Source organism: Sphingomonas sp. (assembly GCF_035490575.1).
In the GTDB taxonomy this organism is placed as follows: domain Bacteria; phylum Pseudomonadota; class Alphaproteobacteria; order Sphingomonadales; family Sphingomonadaceae; genus Sphingomonas.
Window position 1 is genome coordinate 42523 of sequence record NZ_DATJLI010000105.1, and the last position, 17984, is coordinate 60506.

Annotated in this window: 10 protein-coding genes and 1 riboswitch; of the genes, 5 read left to right on the forward strand and 5 right to left on the reverse strand. The window is 63.3% G+C overall.

The genetic code is table 11. The features are described 5' to 3' along the window. Positions 1 to 3: 3 nt before the first annotated feature. From VL973_RS08145 to VL973_RS08155, 3 genes are all read right to left on the reverse strand, one after another. A complete protein-coding gene (locus VL973_RS08145) occupies positions 4 to 1983 on the reverse strand; it encodes a TonB-dependent receptor plug domain-containing protein (protein WP_325283530.1) in 1980 nt (659 codons plus the stop codon). Positions 1984 to 2088: 105 nt separating this feature from the next. Then, a riboswitch (cobalamin riboswitch) is annotated at positions 2089 to 2280 on the reverse strand. A 21-nt stretch (positions 2281 to 2301) separates the two neighbouring features. After that, complete coding sequence (locus tag VL973_RS08150) at positions 2302 to 3072, reverse strand: ABC transporter ATP-binding protein (protein WP_325283531.1); 771 nt, start codon at positions 3070 to 3072, stop codon at positions 2302 to 2304. Continuing rightward, a complete protein-coding gene (locus VL973_RS08155) occupies positions 3066 to 4052 on the reverse strand; it encodes a FecCD family ABC transporter permease (RefSeq protein ID WP_325283532.1) in 987 nt (328 codons plus the stop codon). The genes VL973_RS08150 and VL973_RS08155 overlap by 7 nt, the downstream gene beginning before the upstream one ends. A gap of 76 nt (positions 4053 to 4128) precedes the next feature. Here VL973_RS08155 and VL973_RS08160 point away from each other — a divergent pair, with 76 nt between their 5' ends. Next, the gene (locus VL973_RS08160; RefSeq protein WP_325283533.1) at positions 4129 to 4959 is read left to right on the forward strand and encodes an ABC transporter substrate-binding protein; all 831 of its coding nucleotides are present in this window, start codon (positions 4129 to 4131) and stop codon (positions 4957 to 4959) included. Positions 4960 to 4980: 21 nt separating this feature from the next. Here VL973_RS08160 and VL973_RS08165 read toward each other — a convergent pair whose 3' ends face one another. Then, entirely contained in the window at positions 4981 to 6384 is a 1404-nt protein-coding gene (locus tag VL973_RS08165; protein ID WP_325283534.1) for a sulfatase family protein, read from the reverse strand. A gap of 246 nt (positions 6385 to 6630) precedes the next feature. Between VL973_RS08165 and VL973_RS08170 the strand changes: the two genes are divergently transcribed. Further along, positions 6631 to 9552: a TonB-dependent receptor gene (locus VL973_RS08170; protein ID WP_325283535.1), complete on the forward strand. Its 2922-nt coding sequence runs from the start codon at positions 6631 to 6633 to the stop codon at positions 9550 to 9552. A 113-nt stretch (positions 9553 to 9665) separates the two neighbouring features. Beyond that, positions 9666 to 12452 carry an MGH1-like glycoside hydrolase domain-containing protein gene (locus tag VL973_RS08175; RefSeq protein WP_325283536.1) on the forward strand — a complete coding sequence of 929 codons (2787 nt, stop codon included), beginning with the start codon at positions 9666 to 9668 and terminating at the stop codon, positions 12450 to 12452. A 127-nt stretch (positions 12453 to 12579) separates the two neighbouring features. Here VL973_RS08175 and VL973_RS08180 read toward each other — a convergent pair whose 3' ends face one another. Further along, positions 12580 to 14289 carry an arylsulfatase gene (locus tag VL973_RS08180; RefSeq protein ID WP_325283537.1) on the reverse strand — a complete coding sequence of 570 codons (1710 nt, stop codon included), beginning with the start codon at positions 14287 to 14289 and terminating at the stop codon, positions 12580 to 12582. A 260-nt stretch (positions 14290 to 14549) separates the two neighbouring features. Between VL973_RS08180 and VL973_RS08185 the strand changes: the two genes are divergently transcribed. Both VL973_RS08185 and VL973_RS08190 read left to right on the forward strand, forming a co-directional pair. Beyond that, on the forward strand, positions 14550 to 17339 hold the full coding sequence (locus VL973_RS08185) for a TonB-dependent receptor (RefSeq protein WP_325283538.1): 2790 nt from the start codon (positions 14550 to 14552) through the stop codon (positions 17337 to 17339). Between the two features lie 47 nt (positions 17340 to 17386). Continuing rightward, the coding region (locus VL973_RS08190) for a sulfatase family protein (RefSeq protein ID WP_325283539.1) at positions 17387 to 17984 on the forward strand (598 nt) is incomplete at its 3' end.

Sequence of the window (17984 nt, forward strand, 5' to 3'; positions counted from 1 at the left end):
GCATCAGAAACGCCCCCGCAAACCGGCATAGATGCTGCGGCCCAGCGTGCCGTAGCGGTAGACCGTTTCATAGTGCTCGTCGAAAATGTTTTCCCCGCGCACGAACAGGCTTACCGTTTCCGACACAGGCGTCTCGGCGCGCAGGTCGACCAGCGTATAGGGCGCCAGCCGCACCGAATGGCTGGCATCGTCGAACGCTTCGCCCGACCAGCGCACGGCCGCGCCGAACGACGGACCGGCGGGGAGGCTGTAACTGGCGCTTGCGTTCCACGCGTGCCGCGGCCGGCGGGCAAGTTGCTTGCCGAAATTCGCCGATCCGGTGGACCGGTCCTCCGACGTTATCCAGCTGTAATTGCCGTCGATCGTCACCCGCTGGCCGAGCGCGACGCGACCCGCCGCTTCGATGCCGTTGGCGAACGCGCGCGAGACGTTGTCGTAATAGCCGAAGCGGCGCTCGGTCGTGCTGCCGGGCACGAAACAGCGCGGATCGACGCTGGTGCCGGTGCACCCGGCATAGATGATGAGGTCGGTCGATCGCCGTTCGAAATAGGTTGCGCCAAGCGTGACCGCACCGTCCAGGAAACGCTGCTCGGCACCCGCTTCCCATCCACTGGCCTGTTCGGGACGCAGCGCGTCGTTCCCATATTCGGAAAACAGCTGATACAGCGTCGGCGCCTTGAACCCCTCCGAATAGCTGGCGCGCAGCAGCGTGCCCGTCGGCAACGCCCAGACACCGCCCGCCGCGAACAGCGTCTTGCCGCCGAAGCGGCTGTGGTCGTCGTTGCGAACGCCGCCGGTCAGCGTCAACCCGGCCAGTGGCGACAGGTTGAGCTGGCCATAGAAGCTGGTGATTTCGGCACGCCCGGTGGCGGGGGCGGGGACGGGCACGCTCAGGCTGGCCGACGGCGACACGCTTTCGAACCGGCTGATTTCGTTCTCGGCGCCGAACACCGCGTCGATGCCCGATGCGATCGCCACGCTGCCCTGATATTCGGCGCGGTGATTGGTGCCCGCCGCATCGAAGGTCTGCGCCCGTTCACGCGTGGGGTTCAGGTTTTCACGGTCGGTATCGGTATAGCCATAGCCGAAGCGGTTGCGGAACCGCCCGTCGAACAGCGCGACGTTCAGCCCGGCGTAGCCGACAAACTCCTCGTTGCGCGAATATTCGGCGGTGTCGCCGCTGAACCCGTCAATCTCGGTGCGGCCGTTCGAATAATAGCCGCGCACTTCGGCGCTGACATCGTCGATGATGTCGAGCATCGCGCGACCCGCGATCGACTGGTTGCGATAGCCGTCGGCCTCTTCCCCGCCGAACGCGGGTGCGATGGCGGAAATGCCGCGCGTGGTGAACGTCTGTGCGCCGACGCGCCAGCCCAGCGGTCCCGTCCGGCCACCGATCCCGGCGCGACCGCTGACGGTTTCGCGGCTGCCCGCCTCGATATCGAAACTGCCCTCAAGATCGGCGGTGGGCAGGGGGGTGACGATGTTGACCACGCCGCCGATCGCCTGGCTGCCCCACAGGATCGACTGGGGACCGCGCAGCACCTCGATCCGGCTGGCGTCGCCGGTCAGCAGGTTGGCAAAGTTGAAGCCGCCGCCGGGCGATGACGGATCGTTGATCTTCACGCCGTCGATGACCACGACGGTCTGGTCGCTTTCGGCGCCGCGGATGCGAAGCTGGGTCGCGGTGCCATAACCGCCATTGCGGGTCAGGGTCACGCCGGGGGTGCGGACCAGCAGGTCGGCGACCGACAGGTCGCCCGCGCGGTCGATCGTTTCCTTGTCGAGCAACGTCACCGATGCCGGGACGCGGTCGATCGCGGTCGGGCTGCGCGTGGCGGTGACGAGGATCGGGCCGGATGGCGCATCGTCGCCGGGCGTCGCCGCCGCATCGGGCGCGGATGCCCGGTCGGGCTGCGACTGTGCGAGCAAGGGTGCCGGCGCGAACAGCGCGATCCCGGCGAGCAGATGGATGTTCTTCATTCAAACCCCACGTCAAGACGCCCCGGACGGCTGTGCCATCCAAGGGACAATTGGCTTGTCGTTTCGCGGGTTTACCCCCGTCCGTCCGGCGCACCCTGGCCGGTCGAAGAACGACCGCGACGGGCAGGTCTCCTGGCTCACGGGTCAATGCCGGATCGCGCCGCCTTCTCAGGACCAATGGTCCCAATGGCATGTGGCGCGGTGGCTCACCGTTCACAGTTGCAGGGGCAGCCGGGGTCTTGAACCCCGTTCCCTTTCAATCCCCGGCTAAGGGGAACCTGTCGCAGCGCCGCCCTTAATCCCGGAATGACGGCGGCGTCAACGCACGCGGTCGAGTGGGACGAGCAACGGTAACGCCCCGGTGCCGCGATAGGCGGTGATGCCATAGACTTCGGCCAGCAATTCGGGAGTCAGCACGTCACGCGGATCGCCATCGGCGACCAGCGCACCATCGGCCATCACCAGCACCCGGTCGCAAAAGCGCGCGGCAAGCGTCAGGTCGTGCAGCACGGCGGCGACGAGGCCGCCCCCGTCCGCTTCGGCCCGCAGCAATTCCATGCCGTGGATCTGGTGCGCGGGGTCCAGGCTGGCGAGCGGTTCGTCGGCGATCAGCGCGGGCGCCTCCACCGCCAGGGCGCGGGCCAGCAGCGCGCGCGCGCGCTCGCCGCCCGACAATTCGGTGGCAGTGCGATGGGCAAGATGCGCGATATCGGCCCGCGCCATCGCCCGCTCGATCGCCGCGCGGTCGGCATCATCCGGCCGGGACAGCGGCGCCAGATGCGGCAGGCGGCCGAGCGCGACCAGCCGCTCGACCGAGATCGGCCAGTGCAGCGTCTGTCCCTGCGGCAGATAGGCGACCTGCCGGGCAATTGCGGCGCGCGAAAGCGACGATAGCGGCGCGCCGTCCAGCATCACCGATCCTTCATGCGGGATCAGGCCCAGCAGTGCGCGGACCAGAGTCGATTTGCCCGCACCATTGGGGCCAAGCACGCCGACCAACGCACCCGCATCCAGCCGCGTCGAGACGTCGCGAACCACCGTTCGCCCGCCGAGCGCGACCGTGACATTCTGGGTGACGATGCTCACCACAACCGGCGCTCCCGCATCAGGTGGACCAGGAACACCGGGACGCCAAGGAACGCCGTCACCACGCCCAGCTTCAATTCGTTGGTCGACGGAATCACCCGCACCGCCACATCCGCCAGCGTCAGCAGCACGGCGCCCGCCAGCGCGCTTGGCCACAACACCGCCGACGGGCTGCGGTCGGTCAGCGGGCGGATCAGATGCGGCACGATCAGTCCGACAAAGCCGATTGCGCCCGAGACCGCCACCGCACCGCCCACGCCGACCGCGATTCCGACAAGCAGCCGGATGCGGGTGCGGCGCAGATCGACGCCCAGCGCCGCCGCGCCATCCTCTCCCAGCGTCAGCGCGTCGAGTGCACGGCCCTGTCCGGCCAGCAGCGCCATGCCCAGTGCAATGCACGGCATCGCCAGCAGCACATGTTCGAACGATCGATCCTCCATGCTGCCGAGCAGCCAGGTCATGATCTCCATCGCCGCGAACGGATTGGGCGACAGGTTCAAGGCAAGGCTGATGCCCGCGCCCGCCAGCGTCGCCACCGCGATGCCCGCCAGGATCAGCGTCAGCGGGCTTTCGGATCGCCCCGCCAGCACGAACAACAGCGTCAGCGTGGCCAGTGCGCCTGCGATCGCCAGCAGCGGCAGCACCGCCGGATGCCACGCCGCCAGCCCGAAATAGAGTGCAACGACCGCGCCCAGCGCCGCGCCGTTCGATGCGCCGAGCACCGATGGTTCGGCCAGCGGATTGCGGAGATAGCCCTGCAGCGCCGCGCCGCCGAGGCCGAGCATTGCGCCGACCGCCAGCCCAAGCAGGGCGCGGGGCAGGCGAAGTTCGATCAGGATCGCCCGCTCCACCGGGTCGCCTTGCCCGGCCAGCGCAGTCAGTGCGCGCGCGGGCGGGATCGAAGTCGTGCCGATGCCGACGCCGAGCACGCCCGCCACGACGACGGCGAGGATCAGAGCAGGCCAGAGCCAGCGGCGGGTCACGGTCGGTTGGCCTCGATTTTCAACGTCGGTCGATTCGCGCCTAGCGCGGATGGTGCCGCCAAGGCAAAGGGCGTCGATGCGCCGCCTGTTCGCCCTGCCACTGATCGCCGTTCTGCTGGGCGCGTCGTCGCCGCGGCCGGCTGTGCGCCCGCAGCGGATCGTGTCGCTGAATCTCTGCGCAGACCAGTATCTGCTGGCGCTGGCCGATGCCGACCAGATCGCCGCGCTGACGCAGTTCGCGCATGATCCCGAAATCTCGGCGGCGGTGCGGCGCGCACGTGCATTCCCGACCAGCCGTGGTTCGGCGGAGGACGTGCTGGCGCTGCGACCCGACCTGATCCTCGCGGCGCCGGGGCGGCGACAGGCGACGATGGCGCGGTTGCAGGGGCGCGATATCGCGACGCTCGATGTCGATTTCGCCAACAGCTATGCCGATATCGTCACGCAGATCCGCAGCGTCGCCGCCGCCATCGGTCATCCGGCGCGCGGTGAGGCGCTGGTCGTCAGGATGAACCGTGACCTTGCCGCGATTCCGCGCAATGCCGGACGCGGCGCGACCGCGGCCTATTATCAGCGGCGCGGATATCTGACGGGCACAGGCACGCTGATCGACGACCTGATGCAGCGCGTGGGTCTTCGCAATCTGGCCCGAACGCTTGGAAAACCGTCGCTCGCCCGCGTCGGGCTTGAGGAGATGGCACGGGCGCGTCCCGATTATCTGATCGTGGAAACCGCCACCGACCGGGTTCAGGACCAGGGAACCGAGATGCTGCACCACCCGGTGCTCCGCCCGATCGCGCGCCTGCGCTTGCCACAGGCATGGACCGTATGCGGCGGACCCGCTTATGTCCGCGCGGCAGCCGCGCTCGCCAGGCAATTGCGGTCGCACCCGGAAGATGGGGACTGACCAGTTTCTATCGTTGCCGCCCTAAATCGCGGGATCGACCAAATTCGGGCTGTCGCTTCGCACCCCTGGAGGTATCGCAATAGGACCGCCGATTAATGGATCCTGTGTTCGCGTCATCCAGTCTTTGAGCCAGATCCTCATCCGGGCGATGATTGCAGCCGCTTCCGGCCGTTGGCTTATGTTCGTCCGCTCGTTGGGATCGAACATCAAGTCGTAAAGTTCCTCTCCGGTCGAGTCGCTTGTCAGCGGTTGGTTTGCCCAGCCGTTCCGCACCCATAAAGTCTTGCTGGCCCCCGCATCGGTATTGGGAAGGACGGGCGTTGTGCGCCCGTCGAAACGACGGATATATTTATATCGCTGCGTCCTGACCGAACGTGCCGGTTCATAGGCTGAGTGAAAGTTGGTTTCGGCAAAGATACACTCATGAACCTCCGCCCCGGTCCCCCTGACGATCGGCATGAAAGATTGCCCTTCAAGCCATTCCGGCGGTTCGATCCCGAGATACTCGGTAAGCGTCGGGAAAACATCGATCTGCGAAAGCAAGGCGTCATAAGCGCGTGGACGGGCGAACGCGCCCGGCCCGCGCATTATCATTGATACGCCGGTGCCGGTGTCACGCAAGCTATGCTTCATGGCCGGAAAAGGCAGCCCGTGATCGGTCGTGCTGATGACCAGCGTATTCTCGGCTAGTCCCGCAGCCGCCAACGCGTCCAACACCTGCCCGGTTCCGGCATCCATGGCGCGTGCGCTCGCATAATAGCCTGCCATGTCTTCCCGCGTTTCGACCGTGTCGGGTATCGGGGACGGGGGCTGCACAAATGCCGGATCATCGACGGCGGGTGGAAAGGCGCGATGGGTCTCGAAGAATCCGACGTCCAGAAAGAAGGGCGCTTCGCTGGCGGCCGGGCTTCGCAGGAAATCGGCGGCGGCCGGGGCCACAACATGCGCTCTCGCGCTGGCCCGCTGAAGGATCGCATCGTAACCGATCGTCACGGGATCGACGGCCACATGCTGAAGTCCGGCAAGCACGGTGCGATAGCCGTTGGCGCGTAGGGTATGCACGATATGTCGCCGTGGTTCGCGAAGCCGCCACCCCCGGTGCGCGAGGCCCAGCATCCCGCTGCTGTGCGCCGATTGCCCCGTCAGCATTGCCGCTCTGCTCGACGAGCATGTGGGCGATGCACAATGCATTTGCCGGAACAACGCACCCTCGCGCGCAAGTCCGAGCAGCCGGGGTGTCGGTGTGGCGTAGCCATATGGCGACAGATACCGCCCCGAATCGTGCGAGTGGATATACACGATATTCGTCGCGCGCGACGGCTTGATACGCATTGCCCGGGCCGCGTCGAACGCACCCGTTGCGCCTGCCACCGCGACCGTGCTTGCGGCCTGTATGAAGCTTCGTCGCGACCAGCTCATTCGCATCACCCCTGGAACACTATGGGCCGATAAAGTCTGACAATCTATGCCAATCCTGTCAGACACATATACACAATAAACGGCCTGACGGCGCCCGTCGCAGGTCGTCGGGCGTCATTTAATGCCAAATCAGCGGCCTCATGCAAGCCGATTTAACATACAAATACGCTATTGACATATTTTTCGTTCATATCGATAAAGCTGTCAGGCAGGATTGTCGGGCAACGACAGCTGCGTGTCAGGGGACGGGGAATGATGCAGCTTCGCATATGGTTGCTGGCCACAACGCTTGTGCCGCAAGCGGCACTGGCACATGCTGGCGCGCTGGAAACGCCCGAAACCCCCAGGGTGCAAACCGGAACCCCGCCGCCGCCGTCCGGTCAAGCATCTCCGCCCGCAGAGGATCCCGCGCCCCCTGGTCAGACGCCGCCCGAACAGGCGCCCGTTCAGCCTGGGGCGCCGGACGGTTCCTCGGGTGAGGATATCGTCGTCAGCGGCATCCGCGCAAGTTACGCCGATGCGGTCGAGACCAAGCGAAGCGCGATCGGCATCACCGATGGCATCTCGCTTGAGGGTGTCGGGCGCTTCCCGGACCTTAATCTGGGCGAGGCGCTTCAACGCGTCGTCGGCGTGCAGATCAACCGTGAGGCGGAGCGTCGCGATGCCACGATCAATCTGCGCGGTTTGCCAAGCGTGTTCGCCCGCCAGACGCTGAATGGCCAATCGTTCGCCGAACCCTTTATCGATTCCTCCAGTCCGCTTGGCATCTACGAGTCTGACGTGTTCAGCTCGATCCAGATCATCAAGTCCCCATCCGCGGCGGACCAGCCGGGCGGGCTCAGTGGAAATGTCGACTTCCGGCTGGCAGGGGCTTTGACGCGAGACGAAGGCTATTCGGTGCGGCTGGGTGCCGCCTATGAAGAACTTACCGATGCCGTCGTGCCGAACGGCGGCGTTTCAATCGCGAAGCGGTTCCTCGACAACTCGCTCGGCGTCTATTTCGTCGGCGCATATTCGCGCCAGAATTTTCGTCGTGATACGGTATCCTTCAATCAATATACTCCCCTCTCACGCACCACGACACCGAACTATGTCGCGCGTTTCGGAACAAGCGACGTGTATTTCCCGTCTCAGATCCGACAGTTCGCAAGAACATCGGAGGGTGATCGCTATTCCATGTCTGGCGGTATCGAATACGAAATGACAGAAGAGCTGTCGTTTGCCGTCAATAGCCTGTATACCCGGCGAAATCTGGACGGCGCGTCGCTCAACCTGTTCCTGCTCGACTTTCGGAATGCGGCGACGGTAATTGACCCAACGGGTGACACGTTTACCGCGCCGAATGGTCGGACATATATAGACCAGTATGAGGCAACGAACTATATTACCGAGGTAAACAGCCGCAACGACCCTATCGACAACGATACGTTCGTGCTGAACGGGGACGTGACGTTCAAGAACGATATGTGGCGCGCGGTAAATACGTTCGTCTACACGCGGGGTTCTTCCAACCTGGGGGGAATTCAATTCGGCCTGACCGAGCAGACCCGCGCCGGGGGGAACGGCCTTGGCGCCAGCGTTTATACCGGGGGTCGCGACATCGAAGATTATTCGGTGGTAACGACGCCCAGCCCGTTCCCGTCGCTGGTCGCGGGCAACTACGTTCAAACCGGCCCGAACGCACTTGCCATTCCGGGCAGCACGACTTCATTTCAGGGTTTCGGCACGCAAGCGGTGGTCGAAAACGAAGTCCTTGCCACGCAAAGCGATTTGGAACGCACCATCGAGTGGGGCCTGCTTCGTTCGCTCCAAGCCGGCGTTCGGTTCGAACACAACGTCTTCAACTCCGAACAAACCCGTTTGACACTCACGGGCATCAACACATCGGCCATCGGCCCTGGTTTCGTGCAGCCGGGCAACCCCGCTCCCGGCTTCATGAACGGTATCGCGTCCGGCTATGATCGCAACTGGATCGCGTTTCAGACGGCCGCAATCGATCAGGCGATCCGGCCCATCACCGTGCCTGCGGGGGCCGGCCTGACCAGCAACGGCTATGTGAATGATCTGGGCGACGGCGGCGCGCGCGGGCAGAATTACGATGTCACGAGAAACATCATCTCTGGCTACGGTATGCTGAACCTGGACGGCGATCTTTTCGGCGTTCGCGTGCGGGGCGCTGCCGGACTTCGTTATGAGCGCACCGACAGCACGGTCGTCGCCGATCAGTATAACGCCGCGCGTCAGTTGTCGGTCACCCGCGTCCAGCGCGACTATGAAAACTGGCTGCCGTCGGTTCTGCTGTCGGCCGATCTCAGCGAGCGGCTGGTCCTGCGCGGCGCTTATTATCAGACGTTCGTGCGCCCGCAGCCGCGTGAACTCACGCCAGTCAACCTGATTTCGGGCAGTGGCGCCACGTATAACGTCACGCTCGGCAATGCGGACCTGCGCCCGTATCAGGCGGATTCGTTCGACGTGTCGGTGGAATTCTATCCCAGCCGTGGAAACGTCATCTCGGTCGCGGCCTTCACCAAACGCGTGAACGGCCTCATCGCGCCTGAGCAGGACCCCGCGCGCCGTTGCCCGGCCGATGGCGGCGGCTTCGGGTTCGGTCCGCTGACGCTGGTGGGCGACGTTTGCGAAACGGGGCTTCAATTCCAGGGACAGACCGTTCGCGTCGTCGCGACCGGCAACACCAACTCAAACCAGCCGATCACGGTGCGTGGTATCGAGGCGTCGGTGCAGCAGGACCTGACCTTCCTTCCCGCGCCGTTCGACGACTTCGGCACGGTGGTGAACTATTCCTTCACCGACGTGTCCGGCCAGTCGACGACCGGCCAGGGCGAGGCGATCCTCCCCGGTGTGTCGGACCACGTGGTGAACCTGATCGGCTATTACGAGAGCGACCGTTTCGGAATCCGCCTCGCCTACAATTATCGAAGTGAATATGATCTTGCCGACGGCGGCACATTCGCCGGCGCCGCCCGCTCGGTTCGGCCAAGGGGGCAACTCGACGCGTCGCTGTCGTTCAAGCTGACGCCGAACATATCGATTACGGCCGAGGCCTTCAATCTCACCGACGCGCGACGCATCGAATATGAGAGTGACGAGCGGGTGATCCGCCGCGTCGATGTGGAGGGCCGCGTCCTTCAGACCGGTATCCGGGTCGCGTTCTAGGCGCGCGCCGATTTGGCGAAGGTTCCAACGGAATCCTGCCGGTTTCCGATGTGGCTCCGGCGCAGGGGCGGTGGCCATCGTTGCTGAGCTTGTGGATATCGTCACGCCAGGTCATGACAGCGGAGAACATCGACATGGGCACTAGATACAGGCTCGTTTCGCATGGCGCGGCGTTGCTGGCAGCGATCGCCACGGCGGCCGCTCCCTGTATCGGCGCGGGGCGTGCCGGCGTCGATGATTTGCCTGAACGGCAGCCCGCCGATCGTCACGACGTCGACCTGCCTGACTGGGGTCCTTATTCCAATGCCTATCTGGGCCTGTCGCATGTCGCCGATCTGTCATCCGGGATGCGGTTCGATCTCACCGTGTTCGCGGGGCCGCACACGACGTCGACGCCGGATGTCCCCAACGCCTCGCTGAATACCGGATTCGTCGCCTGGGAAGCGGCACCTGACCTTTCCTACTACAGCTATCGACAGAAGCTGGACGGGCAGAAGCTGTTTGCCGAGATCAGTTTTGCCGAGCTTGATGCCCGGTCGCGACTGGTCCGCGTCGATCTGGTCAACCAAGGCTCGCGGGCGCGAACGCTGACACTGAACATGCTGGCGTCCATGCAGTTGCCAAATCGCGGCCCCGGCAACGTTCTCACGCCCCGACGCATCTTGCGCGCCAGCCTTCCAACGGGTGCGCGGTGGATATCGGGGGTGCATTATCGCCAGCACCGCCGCGCGGTGCCGACGCCGCAGGATAATCTGGTCTATGATGGCTGGCTGCGCGGCGAAGTGCGCGACGACGGGCTTGTCGATGGGCGTGCGTTGCGGATGGCGGCGGGCGACGCGGCAACTTATCCGGTTGATGGAGGCGGCAACGCCTTGTTGCTTCGCTACCGTGCCAAGGCGCCATTGAAGCTGGTGCTTGTGGGCGCCAGGGACGAGGCCATCGCCCTGCCTGCGGCGCCGGGTGGTGCGACACGATTGCTGCCGCTCATGCCGGGTTCGGCATCGGTGCGACTGACGCCCGATGCCGACGTCGATCTCGAAGGACTGGTGCTGATCGACGCGGATCAGGCGAGCGAAGTGCGCTTCATTCCAGAGGATGACGACCTCACACCACAGATGGCCCAAGGACCGAATGCGAACTCGCTCATCCTGAAATACCGCCAGTCTCCAGCATATTACGGGTTGCGGTGGTTTCGTAGCGATGGAGCGATACGCGAATTTCAGAATAGCACGCTGGACTTCTTCTTTGCGCGACGCAGCCACAGCAAGACGTTGAAAGTCGCCAAGGGAGACGGGCGCGGTCATTACGCCAACCTGCTACTCGGCGGTAACATGGTGCCGGTCAATGGCCGCAAGACGATCTGGGCGGTCGTAACGACCGGGACGCGGCAGGCAGTGGAGGCCGAGTTGGGAGAACCGGTCGAAGATGCCGTGTTGATGCGCACCTGGTCGGCGGCGCGCGCGCGGGTGCGCCTCCCGGAAACGCTGCCGGCGGGCCGGCAATTCGGCCTCGCGCGTCAATTGATCGCGGCGAACATGCTGATGAACGTGGTCTATCCCGTCTATACGCAAGACCAGTTCATTCGTCATTTTACACCCGGCAAATGGTGGGATTCATTATATACCTGGGACTCGGGTTTCATCGGCCTGGGACTGGCGGACGTGGCGCCGAAACTCAGCGCGGACGTGCTTCACGCCTATACGACGCAGCCGGGCGCGCAATCGGCCTTTATTCATCATGGCACGCCGCTGCCCGTGCAGCACCACCAGTTTCTGGAATTGTGGAACCTGACGCGGGACCGGAAAATGTTGTCGGACGCGTATCCGCGGCTCCGGAAATATTATGCTTTCCTGATGGGCCGGGTGCCACATTCGACCATGGCGACATTACCCTCAGGGCTGCTCAAGAGTTGGGATTATTTCTATAATTCCGGTGGCTGGGACGATCTTCCGCCGCAAGTGCATGTGCATGACGCAAAGCTTGAGCCGCGTGTCGCGCCGATGGTCACCACGGCACATGCGATCCGTGCCGCCAAGACACTCCGCATGGCTGCGATCGAGCTTGGGCAACGCGACGACATTGCGGGATACGACGCCGACATTGCGCGGCTTGCATCGGCAATACAATCCAGCGCCTGGGATGCGAAGACCGGCTATTTCGGCTATGTGCTTCACGACGGAGAAGGGCGAGCACAGGAACTGCTACGCACCCGGTCGGGCGAGAACTGGAACCAGACGCTTGACGGAGTCCAGCCGCTGATCGCGGGGATCACGACACCGCAACAAACGGCGGCCATTATCGCGAACCTGCGAGACCCGAACCGGCTGTTCAGCCCGGTCGGCATCACCGCGGTCGATATGTCAGCAAGCTATTACAGGCCGGACGGCTATTGGAACGGAACCGTGTGGTTTCCGCACCAATGGTTCATCTGGAAAGCCATGCTGGACCAAGGGCAGGGCGACTTTGCATGGCAAATCGCGCGCACCGCACTGGCCGCATATCAGAATGAGGCGGAGGCAAGTTGGGTCTCGGCCGAGCATTTCGAAATTGCAACCGGCCAGGGAACGGGGTGGCATCAGTTCTCTGGTCTGTCGTCGCCAATCGCCAACTGGTTTCACGCGTATTTCGTGCCAGGCCGACTAAGCACAGGGTATGACGTCTGGATAAAGCGGCTTTCCGAGCGGCCAGGGCATCGCGGCATGATGGCGGAGTTGGCAATCGATTCAACACGCACCGATGGAACGATCAGCGTTCTTGTCACGCTCGCGCCCGACCAGCGATACCGTGCGACCTGGGGTGACCGGACGATCTCGATGGTGATGCTGCATCCCGGCGCCTATGAACTGCGTATCCCGCTTACCGGCCGCCGCGACGGGCAACTCAAGATCGTCCCACAGTAATCCCGCTTACGAGGCTCCAACTGATGCGAAAGTCGGGTAGGCGCCGATGCCGAAAGGTCCAGCACGCATTGCGGCGTGGTGCCACGGCCGGCGCCGGCAGTAACGTCGGTCGCCGAATACGGCCTGTTCAATGCCGGCGTTGACGTCGTTGCTGACGCGTGGGTGGTGCACCTTCGGCCCCCGCTTCGCTGATCTTGCCGCCCCAGTCGGTGCGACGTTGGTCGTCGGTCCAGTCGTCAACATATGTGCGCGCCGCCCATGCTTCCCACGTCGCGGCCATGTTGGCCAGGCGAGCGGGTTGACCTGAAGACAGGTCCGTTCGCTCCGTCCGATCCGTATCCATATCGAACAACTGCCATGGATAGCCAAGGCGCTTGACTGCCTTCCAACGACCATCGCGAATCGCACGATTTCCCTCATGTGCCCAGAACATCGGCTTGGACCGGGTTACCGGTCGCCCCCTGAACAACGGCGCCAGACTGACGCCTTCGTATGGAAGGATATCGTGCCCCTGAAGCTTCTCCGGGTAGCGGGCACCGGTCAGCTCCATCAGCGTTGGCATGATGTCGATCATGTGGCCCGGCGCTCGCTCGAGCGCGCCTTGGCGTTTGCCGGTAATCCCCGCCGGCCAGTGCGCGATCAATGGGGTGGCAATGCCACCTTCGTGGGTGAAATGCTTATAGGCGCGAAAGGGCGTGTTTTGCAGCGTAGCCCAATTCATGCCCACAAATATGTTGCTCGTCGGACCTCCCCAAGGTGCGGCGCCAGTGCGCCCAGGAGGGCCTGATTCAGCGTTTCCGCCGTTATCCGACATGATGAGGATCAGCGTGTTGTCGAACTGATCGATTGACTTGAGGTGCGCGGCTAACCGTCCCACGGACTGGTCGACACGCGAAATCGATGCGGCATAAACCGCCATCATATAATCGAAGCGCGACTTGTCTTCCTCGCTCAGCGCGTCCCACTCGGTTTGATATTCGGATACGGGGCCGAGGCCGGTATTGGGTCCGATCAGGCCCGTTTCCTGTTGCCGCCTGTATCGCGCGACACGCAGTTTCGCCCAGCCATCGCGATATTTGCCGACGAATCGGTCAATATCCGCCTGTGGCGCCATGATCGGAAAATGCGGAGCGACATGGGCGAGATAAAGAAAGAACGGCTTATGTTGTCGCTGCGCTTCGTCGATGTAGCGCATTCCCCAGTCAGTCCACAGATCGGTCCCATACCAGTTGCGACCGAGGACCGGATCATCAAGTTCGATCCGCTTTCCGTCACGAAGCAGAAAGCGACTTCCATGCTGGCGGAAACGTTGATTGGGGAAATAGATGCCCCCGGCCACGGCTGAAAGCGAACGGTCGAAACCCCGCGTGGCGGGGGTGGATCCCGATTGGTTGCCCATATGCCACTTGCCCGTCATCGCGGTCATATAGCCGGCGCCTTTTAGAACCTGCGCCATGGTGACGCTGCGCTCGTGAAGTCGCCCGAACGTGCCCCTGGAATTCGGCTCGATCGTGCCGGACAGATATCCCATCCCCGCCTGATGTGGATTAAGTCCAGTCAGCAATGCTGCGCGGGTCGGGCTGCATCTTGCGCTGTTATAGAATTGCGTAAAGCGAAGACCGTTTCGCGCCAGCGCATCGATATTTGGTGTCGGGATCTCTCCGCCATAGGCGCCGAAGTCTGAAAAGCCCATGTCGTCCACCATAATAACAACGATATTAGGCGCGCGCGCATTTTTCAGATTCTGCGTCTGAGCTTTTGAGGCGCCAAGTGGCGCAAGCATCGACCCGGCCAGCGCCACAGTCACGACCTTGATGAATGCTCGACGTTCCAACATGCGACCTCCCATCAGAATAGATAAGACAAATCAGACCTGAAAGCCGTGTGCAACAGCGGATTTGTCGCTGATTGTTGCAAGGTTCGATAATGATCGTTGGCCAGCCGAGATGTGCCCGCGGTCACGCAAGTCCGCTCGTCAAGCCGGAACACGGCACATTTATCGGATTATTGCGATAGCTAGAGAGTTGGGCTATACCGCCCTGACGGCCTCGAAGAAGGTCGGCCGCTTTCGTGATTCAATAATTCAGAGGAGGGGACATGGCTTTAACTCGGCACATCCTGCGCGCCAGCACCGCGCTGACATTATTTTCGCTACCGGTATCGGCGCAGGCCCAAATGCAGGCGTCTTCGAATGTCGGGCCGCCGGACAGCGTGACGCAACCCAACGCAGCGGCGAACCCGGATATACAGGACCAGTCCGCGCCCGATATCGTAGTGGTCGGAAGCGTCCGCCGCAGCCTTGAGGCCGCCGCCGACATCAAGCGCGAATCAGCACAGGTCGTCGACTCGATCGTCGCCGAGGATATCGGCAAATTCCCCGACCCGACGACGGCGGCTGCGTTGCAGCGCGTGCCAGGCGTTCAGGTGACGGTCGGCAACAATAACGAGATCGCCGGCGTTGTTATTCGCGGTCTTGGCGATATTCTGACCACGCTCGATGGGCGCGAGTTCTTCTCGACCACCGACCGCACCTTTTCGTTTCAAGATCTGCCGGCGGAAGCGCTGGCGCGCGTCGACGTCGTCAAGTCGGCAACCGCCAACCTGATCGAAGGCGGCATTGCCGGTATCACCGATCTTCAGCTCAACAAGCCGTTCAACTTCAAGGAGCCGACGATCGTCGCGACGGCGCGCGGTAATTACGCGCTGAATGCCGAAAAGCTCAATCCGCAATTCGGACTGCTTGCGACCGACCGCTTCGACACGGGCATCGGCGAGATCGGCGTGCTGCTCAACGTCTCGTGGAACCGCACCGAGTTCAACCGCCCCTATCTCTATGCGCCGGTCCGTCGCTCGACCACGGCCGCGCCGTTCAACGTTCCGGGCTTTGCGTCGCAGAACGTCGCGGGTGGTCTCAACGAATATGGCTGGTTCGAGCGACCGCAGGCGAACGCCTCGATCCAGTGGCAGGCCAGCCCCGATCTGCAGATCTATGTCGACGGCCTGTTCGCCGGCTATCGCTCCGAACAGCAGTCCAGCTTCGTCGAAACCCAGTTGTTCAGCGGTGGGACGACCATTTCGGACATCGTCGCGGGCGACAATTGCTTCCAGGCGCGCGTTAACGGGCAGGGGTTCAACCCCACGCCGCAGGAAATCGCCAGCGGCGCCTTTACGGTGCAGGATCTGTGCGAGATCGAGAGCGCGACCTATCGCAATTCGACCTCGTTCGTCAGCACGCAGGCGCGGCGGCAACAGACTGACAACTATCTGATCGGCGGCGGCTTCGTGTTCGAACGGGGACCCGGCAAGGTCAAGTTCGACGTTGCCTATCAGGATTCGACCTTCACCGGTGAGACCGTGATCGTCGATATCGGCAAGCGGTTGCCCGAAGTGCTGGTCGAGAGCAACATCGACAATGCTGCGCGTTATTCGTTCGTCGGCAACCCGCTGAACGATCCGAACGGGTTTCTGCTGCGAAATGGCTTAAACCAGAATTTCAACCGGTCGACCGGGTCGCTGTTTCAGGCGCGCCTGGATGCCGAATTCGATGTCGGCGGCCTGATCGACAAACTGCAACTGGGCGGCCGTTTCGCCGACCGCACGGCGCGCTTCGATCAGGCGCTGGTGAACCGCGGCGCGCCCGGTGGCGACAGCGTGACGCCGGTCGACGGTCTTGGACTCCCGGACGATTTTCTCGTCTCCGTTCCGGGCATTCCGGGGCTTAACGACGGCGCGAGCCGCCTCGCACCAAACCCCGACTTCCTGCGTTCGGAAGCCGGCCGTGATTTCCTGCGCGCGATTTACGGTCTGCCGTCGGGCGATCCGGCCTATGCGCCCGAACGCCGTTTCGACGCGCAGGAGCGGACGTTCGCGGGCTATGTTCAGGTCAACTACAAGGCGATACTCGGGGGCCCCTTGGAACTGGACGGCACGATCGGCGTCCGGCCGACGCTGACCGACCGGACGATCGCCGGCGCCGGAGTCGTCAGCGGCGTGGTGACGCCGGTGCGCGAGAGCACGTCCGACATCGACGTGCTGCCAAACGCCAGCGCCCGGTTGCAGTTCGGCGGCGGCCTTCAGGCGCGGCTCACTTATTCGCAGACAATCCGCCGTCCCGGCTTCGGGGCGCTCAATCCGGGCCTTAGTTATGTGATCGCGACCAATCCCAACGTCCAGAATTCGGGATCGGCGGGCAATCCGGATCTGCGCCCGCAGCGTTCGGACAGTTACGATGCGACGCTGGAATATTACTGGGGCAGCGGCTTCGTCGCGGTGGCGGGCTTTTACCGCAACATAGTCGATCGCGTCATCACCTCTCCCTCGCTCGAGTTCATCGACGGTATCGGCTACAACATCAGCCGCCCGCGCAATGTGGGTGAAGCGGAACTGAAGGGGGTCGAGGTCAGCGGCCAGACCTTCCTGGATTTCCTGCCTGGCGCGCTGTCCGGCTTTGGCCTGTTCGGCAACTTCACCTATGTCGACAGCGAAGTGGGCGGCGACGATGTATTGGCCGGTTTCCCTTTGCAGGGCGTCAGCAAGTATAATTTCAATGCTGGCATGCTCTATGACAAATACGGGCTGTCGGGGCGCGTGGTCTATACCTATCGCTCACGATACTTCGACCAGGATACCACGGGCCTCAACCTGGTTCGCCCGATCACCGACGCCGAGCTTGCCGGCCCATCGCCGATCAACCTGAATTATGTGCGGCCTGCCGGGCGGCTCGACTTCAGCATCGGCTATGAGTTGAACGACGCGATCCGCCTCGATGTCGGCGGCAGCAACATCCTGCGTAACAAATATCGCAGCTATTTCGACCCCACCGGCTTTACACGCGACATCCGCTATGACGACACGATCTACACCGTCGGCATTCGGGCGCTCTTCTGATGGGCGGGCGGAATGAACTCAGGTCGCGAACAGTGAAGCACGGCCGGTTGATCGGGCGTCGGTCGCTGATCGCGGCGGCGCTTGTCCTCACCGGCGCGCCCGCGCTCGCACGGCAGGCGGCGCCCGAGACGCCGCTTGCCACCGCCCGGCCGAACATCGTCGTCTTCCTTGCCGACGATCTGGGCTATCTTGACATCTCTCCGACCGGGGATCGCAACGCCCGGTCGCCCAACCTGGCCAGGCTCAGCAGCGAATCGCTGTCATTTGACCAGGCGTTCGTGGCCTCGCCTGCCTGCGCGCCAAGCCGGGCGGCGCTGCTGACCGGGCTGATGCCGGCGCGCAATGGGGCGGAGGCGAACCACGACCGCGCGAATGCAGCGATCCGCAAGCTGCCGTCCTACCTTCAGGCGCAAGGCTATCAGGTGGTATCGTTCGGCAAGGTCGCGCATTACGAGCAGACCTTGTCCTATGGCTTCGACCATGCCGCCAACTATACCTATCACGACGATAGCGCAGTCTATAACGCGATCAAATGGCTGAAAGAGCGCACCGACAAACGGCCGCTGGCGCTGTTCATCGGCAGCAACTGGCCGCATGTGCCCTGGCCGGCGTCCAGCGACGGCATCGACGCAGACTCACTGACGC